Genomic DNA, 15,432 nt, shown 5'->3' with positions numbered 1-15,432 from the left:
AGAGGAGAAGTAGCAGTAAGTCTTTCCCCTTTGCACCTCTGCTTCTTATGCCCAATACTTCGGCTTCTCTCCGAGACGCTACGCGTAGCTTGCTTCCCCGCAGGGGTACGCTCAGTACAAGTGCCCAATGCCCAAAAACAAGATCCCCCTAGTCGTCTTTTGAATCGAGCTAGGGGGATCACATATTTGGTAGTCTATAATTGGTTCGGTATAGTTCCTTACGATTTGATTCTATAGCCTATATTTCCGTTTGAGTAGTCTTACTATTATAATTTATAGTATTTTTACAGCTTCTTAATCAATGCTTCATCCCTGCACTTCCTTAGAGAAGCGGTATATGTAAGGATGGCAGTACGTGATATTCGTAACTTGTCATTTTTGTAAATATCAGTAAAAATATGAAACTTAAGATTGTTGCCACCGTCTCCCTGTTAGCCTGTTTAGCGTTTGCAAAGCAGGCTCTTGCATTAAATCAGCTAGACTTGGATCAGTTGAAGGCAACAAGTGCCTGTCCTCGGTGTAATTTGAGTGGCGCTGACCTAACTAAGCTGAATCTAACTGGAGCAAATTTGCGAGGGGCTGACTTGAGCGGCGCTACATTATCTCAAGCTAATCTCACGAATGCCGATCTCACAGGTGCGAATTTAGAAGGTGCGGTTCTGAATTCGGCGAATCTCAGTGGTGCTTCTTTAACAGGAGCAAATTTAAAATCAGCATCCCTGGAAAATGCCGATCTGTCTTTTGCTGGCTTCATCAGTGCCAATTTAGAAGCAGCGAACTTAAAAGATGCCAAATTGCAATTTACTAATTTTCGGGGGGCTAACTACCGATTAACAACTTTAAATAATGGTATTGTCACCTCTGACAAACCTTATGGTTGGTCGTTAGAGCGTCAAAATCCCAGAGAATGTAACGAGTACAAACCCGAAAATACTTTAGCCACAACCTGCTACTCAAAATAAACTGGGGAGTAGGGAATGGAGCATTGGGCATTGGGCACTTGTACTAAGCGACTTGTACCGAGCGAAGTCGAGGTAAGCCGAAGTATTGGGCATTGAGAAGAGACAAGGTAGACAAGGAAGAGGGGAAGACAAGGAAGAGAGTTGTTCAATAATTCCCCCTTGCTCTCTGCCCCCTGCCCCTCTGCTTCTTCCTTAACCTCTATCCTTGTATGGCAAAAAGCATTTTGTTTGTTAACATTTCTTTATCATGGGAGAAAAGCCTATAGATTAATTAAATCGATGCTTACCCGTATTAAAGACTTAGCAGCAAAACTAGCGCCCCGCTTAATTGAAATTCGCCGCCACATCCACTCTCACCCAGAACTCAGCGGTCAGGAATACCAAACAGCAGCCTTCGTAGCTGGTGTTTTGTCTTCTAGTGGGCTACACGTACAAGAAGGAGTTGGTAAAACGGGCGTAATTGGAGAACTCCAAGGCACTAGTCAAAATGACCGTTTATTGGCAATTCGCACTGATATGGATGCCTTGCCAATTCAAGAGGGCACAAATTTAGAATATGCCTCTCGTGCAGATGGTATTATGCACGCTTGCGGTCACGATGTCCACACCACAGTGGGGTTAGGAACGGCAATGGTGTTGTCCCAAGTAGTAGAGGAGTTGGGTGGTAAAGTGCGGTTTTTATTTCAGCCAGCGGAGGAAATTGCTCAAGGGGCAAGCTGGATGGTGAAAGATGGAGCGATGGAAAACGTCTCAGCTTTATTAGGGGTTCATGTTTTCCCTTCTATACCCGCAGGATCTATTGGCGTGCGTTACGGGGCTTTGACAGCCGCTGCTGATGATTTAGAGATTCTGATTATGGGAGAATCTGGACACGGGGCGCGTCCCCATGAGGCGATTGATGCGATTTGGATTGCTTGCCAAGTGATTACTGCACTGCAACAAGCCATCAGCCGGACACAAAATCCTTTGCGTCCTTTAGTATTGAGCATAGGGAAATTTAATGGTGGCAGAGCGCCGAATGTAATTGCCGATAAAGTGCAGTTATTGGGAACTGTGCGATCGCTCCATCCCGAAACCCGTGCCCATCTCCCGAATTGGATTGAAAACATTGTATCTAATGTTTGCCATACCTACGGGGCAAAGTATCAAGTCAATTATCGCCAGGGTGTACCCAGCGTCCAAAATGATTATACCTTGACGCAATTGTTACAATCAGCCGCAGAAGAAGCTTGGAGTAGCGATCACGTTCAAGTTTTACCGGAATCCTCCCTTGGATCTGAAGATTTTTCTATTTATTTGGAACACGTCCCTGGTTCCATGTTTCGCTTAGGTGTAGGCTACAAAGAAAGAATCATTAACCACCCCTTACACCATCCCCAATTTGAAGTCGATGAATCTGCCATTATCACCGGCGTTGTAACTATGGCTTATGCCGCTTATAAATATTGTCAGCAAAATCTTTAAACAAAAACTCCCAGCGCTGATGTGCTGGGAGTTTTTGTTTAACTAACTTTTTTTAGCGGATATAGAAAGCTCGAAAGCATCCTACACATTCGATTCGCTAACAACGCCCAATTTCTCTTGAATTCGGGTCTTAGCGGCTTTGAATTCAGTCGCCAGTTGTTCAGTTTGCTCAGTGCTTAAGTTGTTGCGAATGGCAGCAAACATTGTGCTTTCTTCTTGACGAATATGGTCACCAACAGCTTTCATAAGTTGTGTAACTTGATCTTTGAATTCAGATGAAGAAGGGCTAATAGCCTTAATTTGGTCTAACACCCGCTTCATTTCAGCTTGTTCATCAAATAGTTCTTGGGTGTTATCTTGACCGTAGAAAGGACGTACTTTTGGATAGACAACTTCTTCTTCAGCTCCAGCGTGGGCAGTTAAATCCTTGTAAATTTGACCAAAGTACTCTTGGATCTTTTGTGGATCGTTGCTTTGTAGTAGTTCGGTGAATAGGGTATTTACCTTGTTGTGATCCAGGCGGATGACATCTTGGATATTTAGATCCTTTTTGTCGCTGTTTTGAGTAACAGCACTACCTACCACACCACTAACTGCGGCCAAAGCGTCTTGAACACGTGCCCAAATTCCTTGATCTGCATCTTGTCCAGTGAGTTCGCGGACACCCAGAATTTCCAGAATGCCTTTGAGTTGCTCTTGGTGGGCGCGGTTCTCAAAGTTAATCGTATTCAAAGGTGCGATCGCTAGCAACACATCAGCCCCAACTTTTTGAGCAGCTTTGTGAACTATCAAGCCACTCATTACTAATTGATGTTTTAGCAATTCATGCTGAGAGACCTTTTCATAGAGGCTCAACTCAGAACTTTTGAACATTTCGCGAGCTTTTTCAATGAATTGTGTAACATTTTTTTTAGGTTCAGCTTGAATGCCATACTGACCAATTACGGTTTCTAAAATACCAAGATTTTTTTGATCGTCATTGATAAAATTTCGGATGCGATCGGCAATTTCAGCATCAAGCCCTTGTGTCAAAAGCGATTGTTCCTTTTCGATGGCCAACTGTTGGAGAGCTTTAAGAGTTGCAAGTTTTACAGCAATTGCATTGCGTTTCGTATCATCTAATGTAGCTACCATCTGTGTTCTCCGTCGGCAAAGTGTTCGTAATTCTTACTGATATAACTTTGACACAGAGGTTAGAGAGATTCCATCTTTCTTTTGAGCGATCGCTCTCACAACTCTGGGTAGAGAAACAAAACTTTTTGTTAGAGAAGAATTGAAGCGATCGCATCAATTTTTGATTGCAATCAAATCAAGTAGTTAAGGATAACATTCAAGTTGAATAGATTACCTATTTGAAAGCAACCTATATCTTTGGAATGAAAATTAAATTAAAAAAACTACTTCTTATTCAAGAGGGCAAAATTGTAATTAGTTCCACTAGAACAAGACTCACAACGCTCAATTTTGACAAGCAAAGCTTCTCCTTGACGCTCACCGGAAGGTGAAAACTGAATCATTCCGGTTGCTCCAGATGTTGAAAAATTGGGATTAGACAATACCCTTTGTAATCCTTCGCGGGTACTGTCTTGTTTTAAGCCAGTAATAATTGCTTGGAGCGCATCATAAGCTCCCGCCGTTCTCTGATTTACTTGTGCATTCCAAAGCTGAAAGGCATTTTTCGCAAAGGGGTTATTTTTATTAGCATCACGATGCCAATATACAGGTAAAACCATTCCTTCAAGATCCTTGCCATTTTGTAAAGTTGTAGCACTGTACATAGTTTCAGAAGCAAACAGTGGCTTTCTACCTTTAACCTCTTGTGCTACTTTGGTGGCAAAATATATATTTCTGATTGAAGGCATTAGTAAAAAGCCACTTGCATTTTCTGTTTCTATGGCTTTATCCACAAAAGCTTTAGGATCAAAGTTCTTATCTGCTAAATTGCAAGGCGTACTAATAACGTTACTGCCATATTTTTTGATAGCTTGAGTGTACTGTTCTACAAGTATCTGATTTGATGAAGAGGTTGAATTATCTCTTGAACTACGAACATCGCCACAAATAGCAACATTTCTTACTTGTCGAGCAATGTAGCGAGAATGAGTATCCACTAAATTTTCATATAGCGGATTTATATGAAACAAGTAGTTAGTGTTGGAATTATTTAACTGACTATTTACTGTATTATTCTCTAATTTTTCTGGATTTTCTGCTTGATTTGGTAGCTCGACGGGCAAGACTAAAACCAAACCTTTCTCTTTATATATTTCTGCTTTACGTCTAACACCCACGGCAGCTACAAGGTTTTTATCTTGAACTAATTCATTATCTAGGCGTACAGAATCTTCTCTATTATCAGCACTTGCAATGACAATTTGCAATTTTTTACCATTAATTCCTCCTTGGTGATTAACTTCATTTTGAGCTTGAGCTACACCGCGTAAAATCTCTTCTGCTAAACTAGGATCAAAGTTAATTGGTGCGACGATCGCAACTTTTATAGCTGACGAATTATCTCGTGCTATTTTGGCATTGTTTAAATAAATTAAAGTTTCTGGATCATTGCGATTATTTATCAGAGAATCAGTAAATTTTTTAACGGCAGTACTGAAATCTTTCTCAGCAAAAGCTTTAACTCCATCTGTTTTTTCCGGGGATGTTTGCACTTTCACTAAAATCCTTGTACCCAAATTCATTAGTGAAGGCTTATTTGTAAATGAAGATGAAGTTTGTGTGGAGTTTGATGATGTTGTTATGATAGTAGTAAAAACTTTGCTAATTAACCATAAAATAGCTGCTACCATTACCCCAGCAAGACCAAGAGAAATAAGCAGTCTCAAGTTTTCTTTTTTATTTGTCATGAATAATTACCAAGATTTTAAAAAAATTATCTGAAAGAGATTTCTGACAATTGAGCAAAAACAAAAAACTAAAGATATTTAGAAATCAGTTTGTTGATTATTTCAGACACACCCACAATAATAACTGTCAACAAACCTGCCAGAATAACTAGTAATCCTACGAGCAGCAGTCCATTTAAACCAGCTTTGATAAGATTATTAGTAAAGATATTTCTGAAAAGAAAGACAACGATTAAATTTGCGATGATAGCAATAACAATTAAATAAGCTTTTTCCAGAAGTGGGCGAGATTGAATAAAGACTAATCCTCCTAAAATTAGCAACCACAATCCAGAGCTAATCCAAGTAGTTCCGAGAAAAATTATAAGTGCGATCGCTAAAAATAAACTACCCGATCCAGCTATTATTGCTTCAGACAATAATCGACTGTTAGAGAATTGCGGTAGATATAGAGTTGATTTATGTTGATTTGGTGGTTGCGATCCTGACGGCAGAGTAGGTGGAATAACTGTAGAGGCTAATGTATACCTTAGCGGTGGCAACTTATTCAAGTCTTGTAAAACAGCCTGTGCAGATTGATAACGCTGTTCGTGATTTTCTTGTAGTGACTTATTAAGAATCATCTCTAATTCTTGACTTATAGGTTGCGTTAAATGCTGCCGCCAATTAGAAGTCCAACCATAGCCTTGTTTCATCCATAAACTCGAAGGAGAAATATTGGTTAGCAGTTGAAAGCAAGTTATTCCTAAACTATAAATATCACTAGACAGAAAAACTTTACCCGTTTGCATTTGCTCAATCGGTGCATAACCTAATGAACCGATAATTGTCCCTATTGTAGTGTTTGTAAGTTCTGTCCTTTGCTTTGCTACCCCAAAATCAATTAGTACTAATTTCCCATCATTTTGACGGCGAATAATATTTTCTGGTTTAATATCTCGGTGAATTACTTGTTGTTGATGTATGTCTACTAGTACGGATAATAAATCATTTAAAAAATCTCGAATCTTGGCTTCATCAAAAACCCCTTGTTGTTTTAACTCTTGCAACAGATTTTGCCCTTCGATAAACTGCTGCACTAAATACAGATATTCAGCTTCCTTAAAATATGCATATAAATTAGGAATTTGGACATGTTCTCCTAGTTCTTTGAGACGTTTAGCTTCTCGTTCAAACAACTCAGTCGCTTTTTTATGTGCCTGACTACCCTGACTGGCATAAAATTGACTTAGAACCAGCTGCTTAACAACACATCGTTCATTGAGCTTGTCTATATCTTCTGCAATATATGTGCGTGAAAAACCTCCTCTCCCTAATGGTGTGATGATTCGGTAACGATTTCTCAATAGCGATACCAACTGTGTACCACAACTGAGGCAGAAATTTGCCCCGTCAGGATTTTGGGGATTCTCGCAATTAGGATTTAGGCAGCAGACCATATAATTATCGCTGTCATTTTATTAGTTTTTAGAATATACCTTAAATTCCCTACAGGGGTTAGATTGTAAAGTCTCCACATAGACAATGACGTAGGCGTAGCCCGTCGTAGACATCGCTTCTTGCTCTTTTAAACAATTGACCTAACTCTACATTGTGATAATTCCGTGTAAGTTGAATATTTTTGTAGAGATACCCACCCTATTCTAGTCAAGAAAAACAAGCCTTGGCGATCGCTTCTCTATTGATCCCAAACAAGAAATAACCTGACTTTTAGCAGCCAGCAACTTCATCTCTATTGGTCAGAGATCGCACTTTCTATCAAAGCATTTTAATAACTAAATTCCTTTGTACGAATCAACCGCAATTCTCAAAAGTAATACAGTCTTTTAGTTAACACCTGTTTGCCACAGAAGCTTTTTTTATCCCACCCACGCCGTAATTACCACACATCTCCATTGTGGGGTTTACAAAACTCCGCGCAATTGTGACGATTACGCTAGAATTATTAAAGGTTCTTTACAGAATTTGCTGATCGTTCTCAATTCTGTTAAAACAGCCTAGCATTCAAATGTAAATCTTATAAACCCCCTCTAGAGTTCACCAAAAGCTTCTATGACGCTCCCAATTCGCAACGTCGCCATTATCGCCCACGTTGACCACGGTAAAACCACGCTGGTTGACGCACTCCTCAAACAATCCGGCATTTTCCGCGAAGGCGAAGACGTTCCGGATTGCGTTATGGACTCCAACGCCCTAGAACGGGAACGGGGTATTACTATCCTGTCCAAAAATACGGCGGTTCGCTACAAAGAAACACTAATTAATATTGTTGATACTCCTGGACACGCTGACTTTGGTGGCGAAGTTGAACGGGTACTCGGCATGGTTGACGGATGTCTTCTGATTGTCGATGCCAATGAAGGCCCCATGCCCCAAACACGCTTTGTCCTCAAAAAAGCTTTAGAAAAAGGGCTACGCCCCATCGTTGTAATCAACAAAATCGATCGCGGACAAACTGACCCGCACGTTGCTGTCGATAAAGTCTTGGATCTGTTCTTGGAATTAGGGGCAGATGAAGACCAGTGTGATTTTCCTTATCTGTTCGCCTCCGGTATGGGAGGTTTTGCTAAGGAAACCTTGGAAGCAGAATCGGTAGATATGCAACCTTTGTTTAACGCGATTCTGAAACACGTTCCATCACCGGTAGGCGACAGCAATAAGCCTCTGCAATTGCAAGTCACAACCCTAGATTATTCTGAATATCTGGGACGGATTGTCATTGGCAGAATTCACAACGGTACTATCCGCTCAGGACAGCAAGCAGCTTTAGTAACAGAAGATGGTACTATTGTCAAGGGTAAAATTACTAAGTTGATGGGCTTTGATGGGCTGAAGCGCGTAGAGATGGAAGAAGCAACCGCAGGTTATATTGTCGCGGTGGCTGGTTTCGCTGATGCTTATATTGGGGAAACGATTACTGACCCCAATGAACCGCAAGCTTTACCACTAATTAAAGTGGATGAACCAACCTTGCAAATGGCCTTCTGGGTGAATGATTCGCCCTTTGCTGGTCAAGAAGGCAAGTTGGTAACATCAAGACAAATACGCGATCGCCTATTCCGCGAACTCGAAACCAACGTTGCTTTGCGTGTCGAAGAAACCGATTCTCCCGATAAATTCCTCGTTTCCGGTCGTGGTGAACTCCACCTGGGTATCTTAATTGAAACCATGCGTCGGGAAGGCTTCGAGTTTCAGGTATCTCAGCCACAGGTAATTTACCGCGAAATCAACGGTCAACCTTGCGAACCCTACGAACTCTTGGTGTTAGACATTCCTGCTGATGGTGTGGGTAGCTGTATTGAACGCCTGGGACAACGCAAAGGCGAAATGCAAGATATGCAACCAGGTAGTGGCGATCGCACCCAGCTAGAGTTTGTCATACCCGCCCGTGGATTGATTGGTTTCCGGGGTGAATTCATGCGGATGACTCGTGGTGAAGGCATCATGAACCACAGCTTCTTAGACTACCGTCAACTCAGTGGCGACATTGAAGCCCGTAACAAAGGTGTTTTAATATCCTTTGAAGAAGGTGTTTCTACCTTCTACGCCATGAGAAATGCCGAAGATAGAGGAGCATTCTTTATTGTTCCCGGCACAAAGGTTTACAGAGGCATGATCGTGGGAGAACACAATCGTTCCCAAGATTTGGAATTGAATATCTGTAAGACCAAGCAGTTGACGAACCACCGCGCGGCTGGTGGCGATGAATTAGTGCAACTGCAAGCACCGATAGACATGAGCCTAGAGCGTGCTTTGGAATACATTGGCCCCGATGAATTGGTGGAAGTTACACCCCAATCTATTCGTCTGCGGAAGATGTCGAAGAAGTTGGCGAAACGGTAAGTCATGACTTAATTTATTTAGAAAGCCCACATTAGTGGGCTTTTTAGTTGGTTCGGTATGGCATTTTTCAAATGTTAAACTACATTTAAAATGGCAAATATAGATTAAGTATATATTTTGATGGATGACTTCCGTAATTCTCTAGAACGTATCAAATCTATTTGTTCTGAAATCGTTGCACAATTTGAATCTTCTGATGTAACTGAGTCAGTCAAAGCATTTCAAGAAGCAGTAAAGCAGGCAGCAAAATCTTGGTCTGGCTCATGGCTTGGATATCATTCCCGTGTCTATTACAACCAACTTCAACCAGTTCCACCTGGTGCACGATTTAGTCAAGAATGGGGACTCGAAAATAAATTGTACAACGATACTAAGGGTGAGTGGTGTGAATATAGCTTTGATGATGTGTATAACACTTTAAAATCGAACACAGCCAGCCTCTCACTAGAGCAACTAAACGAACTTGCCAAGTATGCAGAACAAAAGATTCCTGATCTACGAGAAGAATTGATGTCGATAATTTTTTCTTGCCTTGCTCGTGGAGAAGACACATACCTAAGTCGGCTGAAAGAAGAAGCTGAACAATGTAAAACATACTCTGTAGGGGAGGTTGTTGGTCATTTTCGACCAAGTGGACAATTTTTGTCGCGTGACATGGTTGCTGTACTGTCTGGTTCTCAAACCCCGCCGCATATTTATCTTCAAGCACAGTTGTTTGCTATTCAATCACCTGCCACAATAGCAGAAAGTTTAAAGAGAATAGCAAATCAACTTGCATTGCACTTAACCAATAAATCTCGCGTTTATATGTATTCATCTCAACCAGGTACACATGTCTTTATTGGACACGGACACTCACCGTTATGGAGGGATCTCAAAGACTTTATCAGTGAGCGATTAAAACTACCTTGGGATGAATTCAATCGGCTTCCAATTGCTGGAATCAATAATACTGTGCGCTTATCCCAGATGCTTGATAGTGCAGCGATCGCATTTTTGATAATGACTGGTGAAGATGAACAAAGTGATCTGACGCTCCGTGCAAGAATGAATGTCATACATGAAGCAGGTCTTTTTCAAGGACGCTTGGGTTTCACACGCGCAATTATTTTTTTAGAAGAAGGCTGTGAAAACTTTTCCAATGTTGATGGACTTGGTTATATTAACTTTCCACGCGGGAACATTAAAGCTTGTTTTGAGGATGTTCGTATGGTTCTTGAGCGTGAAGGCTTGGTGTGAACGCGTGGGAAGCGATCGCCCTTGCCGTGCATTTAGTCAAATCCTTGAGTAAAAATGAAGAGGACTGAAAAAGGATTATTCCCATGACTATTCGTGAAACTGTGATGCCTTCGGCGAGCTTCGCTAACGCAAAATTGCAGCAACTTTCCGAACCACTCCTCCAAGAAGTGACCGATTTCATTGATTTTGTTATCCACAAACATCAAGTTAAAATTGCTGATAGTCAGCCTGATGAACCACTTGTGGAAAAATGGTCACAATGGTTTGAGGCTGTGGATTGCCTACAAATATCTCCATCTGAAGCAGTCAGCGACTATCAGCAACTCCTACTCAACAAGTATCGGCAACAAGGGCTAGAGCTATGATCCTGTGCGATGCAGAAGTCGTTCTGGCTTTTGATCAACAAACAGCCTGTTAAACTCTGGAAAGGAAAGGCAAAGAGATTTGTAAATGGAATTTGAATGGAATCCAGACAAAGCAACACTAAACCTTGAGAAACATGGTGTTTCTTTTCAGGAAGCTGCAACCGTATTTAATGACGCGCTATCCGTAACTTTTCCTGATCCTGACCACTCGATTAGAGAAAGTCGCTACGTTATTATTGGCTTATCTAGGTTTGAACAACTTTTAGTTGTTGCACATACTGATAAGAGGGGAAAAGATACGAATTATCAGCGCCCGAAATGCTACTTGCCAAGAGAAGAGGTTTTATGAACAAGGAAGTTGAAAACGAAATGGAAGATGAATTACGTCCTGAGTACGACTTCGCTCAAATGGCAAGCGGGGTTAGAGGTAAATATGTTGAACGGTATCGTACAAAAACGAACCTAGTACTTTTAGCTCCCGATGTTGCCCAAGCTTTTCCCAACGATGAAGCAGTGAATGAGGCATTAAGGTTGTTAATCCAGGTCGCCCAGCGCCAGCAGCCCAACACAACGACCTGATCTGGATCAGATCAGATTATTTGAGCAAATTTATGAAGGGGCAATCATTGAGACAGCAGGCAGGTAATCTAATAGAGAATTATTCAGATGGTAAACTAGCAGAATAAAAATTTTTGCAGAAGTAATTGTGATGGCTATTCGTGAAACTGCGATCGCAAAACCATAGCAGAGATTTACAGTGCGTAGGCGTAGCCCGTCGTAAACATCGCTCTTTTGGATATTTTCACACAAAGCGATCGCAGGTTAAAAATTTTCAATATATTTTCTTAGAAACACTAATTGATTTCCCATATCCTCGGCTTCCATACTTTCTACCAACTTCAACAATCCTCGCAACTGTTCTCCAATTGCATAGCTCTGCTTGGCAGCAAGTACAATACCTGAATGCTTTTGTTGCTGTTCGAGATAAGCTTTATGCAACTGACAAAAATCACCAACATTGAAACTACAAATAACTCGTCTCTGTTCCGTTGTTTCAGATTAATTGGCTATCATCAGATGAGCCTAATCTATCTGCTTCAGCCGTTGTCATTACATCAATCCCTTCATTGTATAAGCCATTAGCTAAAGATTTTTTGCCAGCATCTTCATCTAAATAGAAACGAATTTGACTCATGCAAAATTACCTGACATCCACTTCGTTTCCAGCGCATTACATTCTGCTTGATACAAAGCCATTTCTCTATCCATTGCCTCCTGAGCAGCATAGTAATAGGCAAGCGCCGCATAAACTTGCGCTAGAGATAAATGTGGATATTCTGTCACAATATCTTGAGGAGATAAGCCTGCTTGAGAATCCATCACAAGGTTTTGAACAGTCATGCGCGTACCAGCAATGCAAGGGCGACCTCCAGCAACTTGAGGTGTCCTCACAATTAGGGTTCCAATATCAACTATTGCTACCATGTTTTTTCCCCTCTAACTGAATCAATGAATCTTTTACATTTATTCCATAGTTCAATAATACATTAGCAGTTCTGGCTCTAACAAAGTTACAGATGCAGTCAGATCAACCTACTTAAGCGGCCTGCCTGAACCCTGCCAGCAGACATTCTTACAAAAAGCGATCGCCAAACCATACATTTACAGTGCGTAGGTGTAGCTCGTCGTAGATATCGCCTCTCAGTACTACTTTCATTTCACAAAAATCAGATAAGACTGATCTATTTAAGGCGAATAATTTTCATCTAATAATTGTACAAGAGTCTAAGGACACTTTTCTAGAAAAATAATTAAATCGGGTTTAATTTTCATAAAATCAACCGCGCTTTGATAAATATTCTCTAAATCCTCCTGTAACTTGTTTATTAAATTCGTCGTTAAATGATTATTTAAGTCATATCTAAAAGTTTTAATTTCTCCAATCCAATGACGATAGTTTCTTTCATATTCCACCTGCCAATATTGGAGTAATAATATATGAATAATAATTTGCCTTAAAAGACCTTTGACTTTAGCTACATCTCTTTTCCACAAATTGATTAATTCCTCAATCAAGTTTTCTAAATCAAGTTGGTTAAACTGCCTTTTTTTTAATAATTCAATAGTTTCTTCTAACCATAAATTATCATCGTTTTCATAGAGTAGTTTTAAGTTGGTAGTAATTGTCATATTTTTACCTTATACCTACATTCCATAATTTAATCATATACAATTATAAATTTCTAGATGCAAACGACCAAAATACAGATAACTTGTATGGTACTTGTCCCAACAACTGACCCGCTTTTGCTTGTAACCGAATTATGAAAAATATTGAGTTGACGCAAGGAAAAATTACAGTTCCAGAAAGCACGACTCTAGAAGAGTTCTTAAAACTTCCATATATTGAAGAGTCACCAGCTTGGGAATATATTAACAAAAAGGCAATTCAGAAACCTATGGGAGGGGCTAAACACAGCTTATTGCAAAAACGTTTAGTTGTAGTGATTGATGCCTTGGGCAATAACTACGAAGCTTTTCCTGAATTACGCTGTACCTGCGGTAATCGTTCAGTAGTTCCTGATGTGGTTGTTATCTCTACCAATCAAATACCACTGGATGAGAGCGGTGAAATTATAAGCAATGGGATTGATTTTGCACCTCCTTGGGTTATAGAAATTCTTTCGCCTGCTCAAAGTCAAACTAAAGTAACTGGCAATATTTTGCACTGTTTGAGAAATGGCAGTCAGCTAGGATGGTTGATTGATCCGAGTGAACGCTGTATTTTAGTTTATCAGCCTAATTCTTTACCAGATTTGTTAGCAGGACAAGAGATATTACCAGTATTAGAAGATTTAAATTTGACGCTCTCTGTTAATGAAGTCTTTGCTTGGTTACAGCGTAAAGTTTGACAGCAACTTGCAATAATCAAAAAATCTGCATCTTGTGGGAATATGACTTACTGTATTTCTTGAATAAACCTTAACTGAACGAAAAAGCAGGGTGAGTTTTTTAACTTAAAATGGTGAATAATCTGAATAGAGGTTTTTTATGAGTATCAGTCTCACACTTGATCAAGAACGCTTTATTCAAACCAAGCTCTAAGCTGGGAAATATCGATCCGCAGAAGAAGCCCTTGAAATCACCTTACGGTTGCTTGATGAATACGATCGCGCCGATGCTAAATGGGTCGAAGATGTGCGAGAGAAAATTGATGCGGCGATTTTAGCTTCAGACCAAACGCCTCCTATTGATGGAGAGACATTTGTAAACCAAATTCTAGAGCGGTTTCGATAAGGACATCAGGCCCAACCCCTGAGAGACTGTGAATTTAGGGTGGTGTTGGGTTAAAAAAGAAACATGAAAATTATCAAACCCATCACCAATTGGTTAGAAACCCGCGCTTGTGCCCCTGCATATGGCGGTTGGGTACTAGCAGCAACGGCAATTTGTTTTTTTGGCGCAGGTATCAATACGATGGCTGGTTGGCTTTACGCCATTAGCGGCATTAGTTTTGCCCTTTTGGGTGTAGCAGCCATCTTACCGCCGCGATCGCTCACAAATCTATCCATCACCCGCCGTCCCATTCAACCTGTGTCAGCAGGCGACGATCTAACGGTGGAATTAGAAATCTGCAATCAGACACAGCAGCCTGTAAGCTTATTGCAAGTTGAAGATATACTGCCCTTCGTCTTAGGGAAACCAGTACAAAAGGCCATCGAAACAATTCCTAGCCGAGGTAGTTACCGTTGGGTATATTATCACCCTACTCAGCGCCGGGGCGTATATCACTGGCACACAGTAGAACTGGGTTCTGGCGCGCCTTTAGGGTTGTTCTGGTGTCGCCGTCAGCGTGACTGTGCTGCTACAGCGATCGTTTATCCCACAGTGTTACCCTTGGCTACCTGCTCCTTAGTGGATGAAATGGGACAAGAAGAGAGCAAAAGGGGCGATCCTCGTGGTAGACCATTGCAGACAGCGACAACAGGCCTGGTGCGATCGCTCCGTCCTTATCGTTTAGGAGATCCTACTCGCTTGATTCACTGGCGGACTAGTGCCCGCTATGGCGAATTAAGGGTGCGGGAGTTAGAAATGGTAACAGGTGGACAAGAAATAGTTATTGCCCTTGACAGTGCTAGCAATTGGGAAGAAGAAAACTTTGAACAAGCAGTAATTGCCGCAGCTTCGTTGTACTTTTATGCACAGCAACAACAATTACAGGTGCAACTGTGGACAGCATCAACAAATTTAATTAAAGGCGATGCCTATGGCAAGCCCGGAGGTCTACGCTTTGTTCTAGAAACCTTAGCAGCAACCACAGCCCTAGAAGATGCCAGTTCAGTAGTTCCTAAAAGCTATCCTTTGATTTGGCTGACTCAAAACCCCCTGAGCCTTGCTACTCTTCCTCAAGGCAGTCGCTGGGTTTTGTGGCCAAATATTTCCTCACCAGCAGAACCAGAGGTAATTAATTGGGAACACCCTGGTATAGTTTTACAAAGCGATAGCCCACTGCAACCCCAACTACAAAAAACATTACATTCATAAATCAATTCAAATTTTATAATTTCAAAGACTGCTGACAACTTAAGCTTCTGCGATTTCTGGGATTTTCTCTGATCCCAGCACACTGGATACATCAGCCTTTGAGCAAAGGTAAGACAATTTGAACAGGTAAGGTTGGGGAAATACACCCAGTAA

The 15,432-nt window shown here is 41.0% G+C and carries 17 protein-coding genes; 11 read left to right on the top strand and 6 right to left on the bottom strand.

All coding sequences use genetic code 11. The features are described from left to right. The first annotated feature begins 398 nt into the window (after positions 1-398). On the top strand, positions 399-962 hold the full coding sequence (locus V7K60_RS11765; RefSeq protein WP_334925671.1) for a pentapeptide repeat-containing protein: 564 nt from the start codon (positions 399-401) through the stop codon (positions 960-962). 279 nt (positions 963-1,241) lie between these two features. Next, positions 1,242-2,426 (top strand): M20 family metallopeptidase, encoded by a 1,185-nt coding sequence (locus tag V7K60_RS11760; protein WP_334925669.1) that lies wholly within the window; start codon positions 1,242-1,244, stop codon positions 2,424-2,426. Between the two features lie 81 nt (positions 2,427-2,507). Here the strand turns inward: V7K60_RS11760 and V7K60_RS11755 are convergent, their stop codons facing one another. The 3 genes from V7K60_RS11755 to V7K60_RS11745 form a co-directional block, all read right to left on the bottom strand. After that, the gene (locus V7K60_RS11755; RefSeq protein ID WP_334925667.1) at positions 2,508-3,560 is read right to left on the bottom strand and encodes a hemerythrin domain-containing protein; all 1,053 of its coding nucleotides are present in this window, start codon (positions 3,558-3,560) and stop codon (positions 2,508-2,510) included. Between the two features lie 263 nt (positions 3,561-3,823). Next, positions 3,824-5,287, bottom strand: a complete 1,464-nt coding sequence (locus V7K60_RS11750) for an ABC transporter substrate-binding protein (RefSeq protein ID WP_334925666.1) — start codon at positions 5,285-5,287, stop codon at positions 3,824-3,826. Positions 5,288-5,355: 68 nt separating this feature from the next. Next, positions 5,356-6,726: a serine/threonine-protein kinase gene (locus tag V7K60_RS11745; protein ID WP_334925664.1), complete on the bottom strand. Its 1,371-nt coding sequence runs from the start codon at positions 6,724-6,726 to the stop codon at positions 5,356-5,358. 613 nt (positions 6,727-7,339) lie between these two features. On the opposite strand from V7K60_RS11745, the gene typA reads away from it, so the two are divergent. From typA to V7K60_RS11715, 6 genes are all read left to right on the top strand, one after another. Beyond that, the gene (typA, locus tag V7K60_RS11740; protein ID WP_334925662.1) at positions 7,340-9,130 is read left to right on the top strand and encodes a translational GTPase TypA; all 1,791 of its coding nucleotides are present in this window, start codon (positions 7,340-7,342) and stop codon (positions 9,128-9,130) included. A gap of 120 nt (positions 9,131-9,250) precedes the next feature. Next, positions 9,251-10,369 (top strand): TIR domain-containing protein, encoded by a 1,119-nt coding sequence (locus V7K60_RS11735; RefSeq protein WP_334925660.1) that lies wholly within the window; start codon positions 9,251-9,253, stop codon positions 10,367-10,369. A gap of 83 nt (positions 10,370-10,452) precedes the next feature. After that, on the top strand, positions 10,453-10,734 hold the full coding sequence (locus V7K60_RS11730; RefSeq protein WP_334925658.1) for a hypothetical protein: 282 nt from the start codon (positions 10,453-10,455) through the stop codon (positions 10,732-10,734). An 85-nt stretch (positions 10,735-10,819) separates the two neighbouring features. Then, a complete protein-coding gene (locus V7K60_RS11725; protein ID WP_442944379.1) occupies positions 10,820-11,083 on the top strand; it encodes a BrnT family toxin in 264 nt (87 codons plus the stop codon). Beyond that, positions 11,080-11,313, top strand: a complete 234-nt coding sequence (locus tag V7K60_RS11720) for a hypothetical protein (protein WP_069069125.1) — start codon at positions 11,080-11,082, stop codon at positions 11,311-11,313. The genes V7K60_RS11725 and V7K60_RS11720 overlap by 4 nt, the downstream gene beginning before the upstream one ends. 140 nt (positions 11,314-11,453) lie before the next feature. After that, positions 11,454-11,756, top strand: a complete 303-nt coding sequence (locus tag V7K60_RS11715) for a hypothetical protein (RefSeq protein ID WP_334925656.1) — start codon at positions 11,454-11,456, stop codon at positions 11,754-11,756. 32 nt (positions 11,757-11,788) lie between these two features. Here V7K60_RS11715 and V7K60_RS11710 read toward each other — a convergent pair whose 3' ends face one another. From V7K60_RS11710 to V7K60_RS11700, 3 genes are all read right to left on the bottom strand, one after another. Next, the gene (locus V7K60_RS11710) at positions 11,789-11,929 is read right to left on the bottom strand and encodes a hypothetical protein (protein ID WP_334925654.1); all 141 of its coding nucleotides are present in this window, start codon (positions 11,927-11,929) and stop codon (positions 11,789-11,791) included. Then, a complete protein-coding gene (locus tag V7K60_RS11705) occupies positions 11,926-12,219 on the bottom strand; it encodes a DUF433 domain-containing protein (protein WP_334925652.1) in 294 nt (97 codons plus the stop codon). Before V7K60_RS11705 ends, V7K60_RS11710 begins: the two co-directional genes overlap by 4 nt. Before the next feature lie 300 nt (positions 12,220-12,519). Further along, positions 12,520-12,924 carry a DUF29 domain-containing protein gene (locus V7K60_RS11700; protein WP_334925651.1) on the bottom strand — a complete coding sequence of 135 codons (405 nt, stop codon included), beginning with the start codon at positions 12,922-12,924 and terminating at the stop codon, positions 12,520-12,522. 134 nt (positions 12,925-13,058) lie between these two features. Between V7K60_RS11700 and V7K60_RS11695 the strand changes: the two genes are divergently transcribed. From V7K60_RS11695 to V7K60_RS11685, 3 genes are all read left to right on the top strand, one after another. Next, positions 13,059-13,646, top strand: coding sequence for a Uma2 family endonuclease (locus tag V7K60_RS11695; RefSeq protein ID WP_334925649.1), 588 nt, complete (start codon positions 13,059-13,061; stop codon positions 13,644-13,646). A 241-nt stretch (positions 13,647-13,887) separates the two neighbouring features. Then, on the top strand, positions 13,888-14,031 hold the full coding sequence (locus V7K60_RS11690) for a hypothetical protein (RefSeq protein WP_334925647.1): 144 nt from the start codon (positions 13,888-13,890) through the stop codon (positions 14,029-14,031). Positions 14,032-14,094: 63 nt separating this feature from the next. Further along, positions 14,095-15,279, top strand: a complete 1,185-nt coding sequence (locus V7K60_RS11685) for a DUF58 domain-containing protein (RefSeq protein WP_334925645.1) — start codon at positions 14,095-14,097, stop codon at positions 15,277-15,279. The last annotated feature ends 153 nt before the right edge of the window (positions 15,280-15,432 follow it).

This window comes from Nostoc sp. (assembly GCF_036917555.1).
Taxonomy (GTDB): Bacteria; Cyanobacteriota; Cyanobacteriia; order Cyanobacteriales; family Nostocaceae; genus Nostoc.
The sequence above is the reverse complement of the archived record's forward strand: the minus strand, read 5'-3'. Positions and strand labels throughout refer to the sequence as shown.

Excerpts from the sequence above, each read along its gene's own strand:
- V7K60_RS11765 (WP_334925671.1), top strand. The coding sequence starts at position 399 with ATGAAACTTAAGATTGTTGCCACCGTCTCCCTGTTAGCCTGTTTAGCG.
- V7K60_RS11760 (WP_334925669.1), top strand. The coding sequence starts at position 1,242 with ATGCTTACCCGTATTAAAGACTTAGCAGCAAAACTAGCGCCCCGCTTA.
- V7K60_RS11755 (WP_334925667.1), bottom strand. The coding sequence starts at position 3,560 with ATGGTAGCTACATTAGATGATACGAAACGCAATGCAATTGCTGTAAAA.
- V7K60_RS11750 (WP_334925666.1), bottom strand. The coding sequence starts at position 5,287 with ATGACAAATAAAAAAGAAAACTTGAGACTGCTTATTTCTCTTGGTCTT.
- V7K60_RS11745 (WP_334925664.1), bottom strand. The coding sequence starts at position 6,726 with ATGGTCTGCTGCCTAAATCCTAATTGCGAGAATCCCCAAAATCCTGAC.
- typA (WP_334925662.1), top strand. The coding sequence starts at position 7,340 with ATGACGCTCCCAATTCGCAACGTCGCCATTATCGCCCACGTTGACCAC.
- V7K60_RS11735 (WP_334925660.1), top strand. The coding sequence starts at position 9,251 with ATGGATGACTTCCGTAATTCTCTAGAACGTATCAAATCTATTTGTTCT.
- V7K60_RS11730 (WP_334925658.1), top strand. The coding sequence starts at position 10,453 with ATGACTATTCGTGAAACTGTGATGCCTTCGGCGAGCTTCGCTAACGCA.
- V7K60_RS11725 (WP_442944379.1), top strand. The coding sequence starts at position 10,820 with ATGGAATTTGAATGGAATCCAGACAAAGCAACACTAAACCTTGAGAAA.
- V7K60_RS11720 (WP_069069125.1), top strand. The coding sequence starts at position 11,080 with ATGAACAAGGAAGTTGAAAACGAAATGGAAGATGAATTACGTCCTGAG.
- V7K60_RS11710 (WP_334925654.1), bottom strand. The coding sequence starts at position 11,929 with ATGAGTCAAATTCGTTTCTATTTAGATGAAGATGCTGGCAAAAAATCT.
- V7K60_RS11705 (WP_334925652.1), bottom strand. The coding sequence starts at position 12,219 with ATGGTAGCAATAGTTGATATTGGAACCCTAATTGTGAGGACACCTCAA.
- V7K60_RS11700 (WP_334925651.1), bottom strand. The coding sequence starts at position 12,924 with ATGACAATTACTACCAACTTAAAACTACTCTATGAAAACGATGATAAT.
- V7K60_RS11695 (WP_334925649.1), top strand. The coding sequence starts at position 13,059 with ATGAAAAATATTGAGTTGACGCAAGGAAAAATTACAGTTCCAGAAAGC.
- V7K60_RS11685 (WP_334925645.1), top strand. The coding sequence starts at position 14,095 with ATGAAAATTATCAAACCCATCACCAATTGGTTAGAAACCCGCGCTTGT.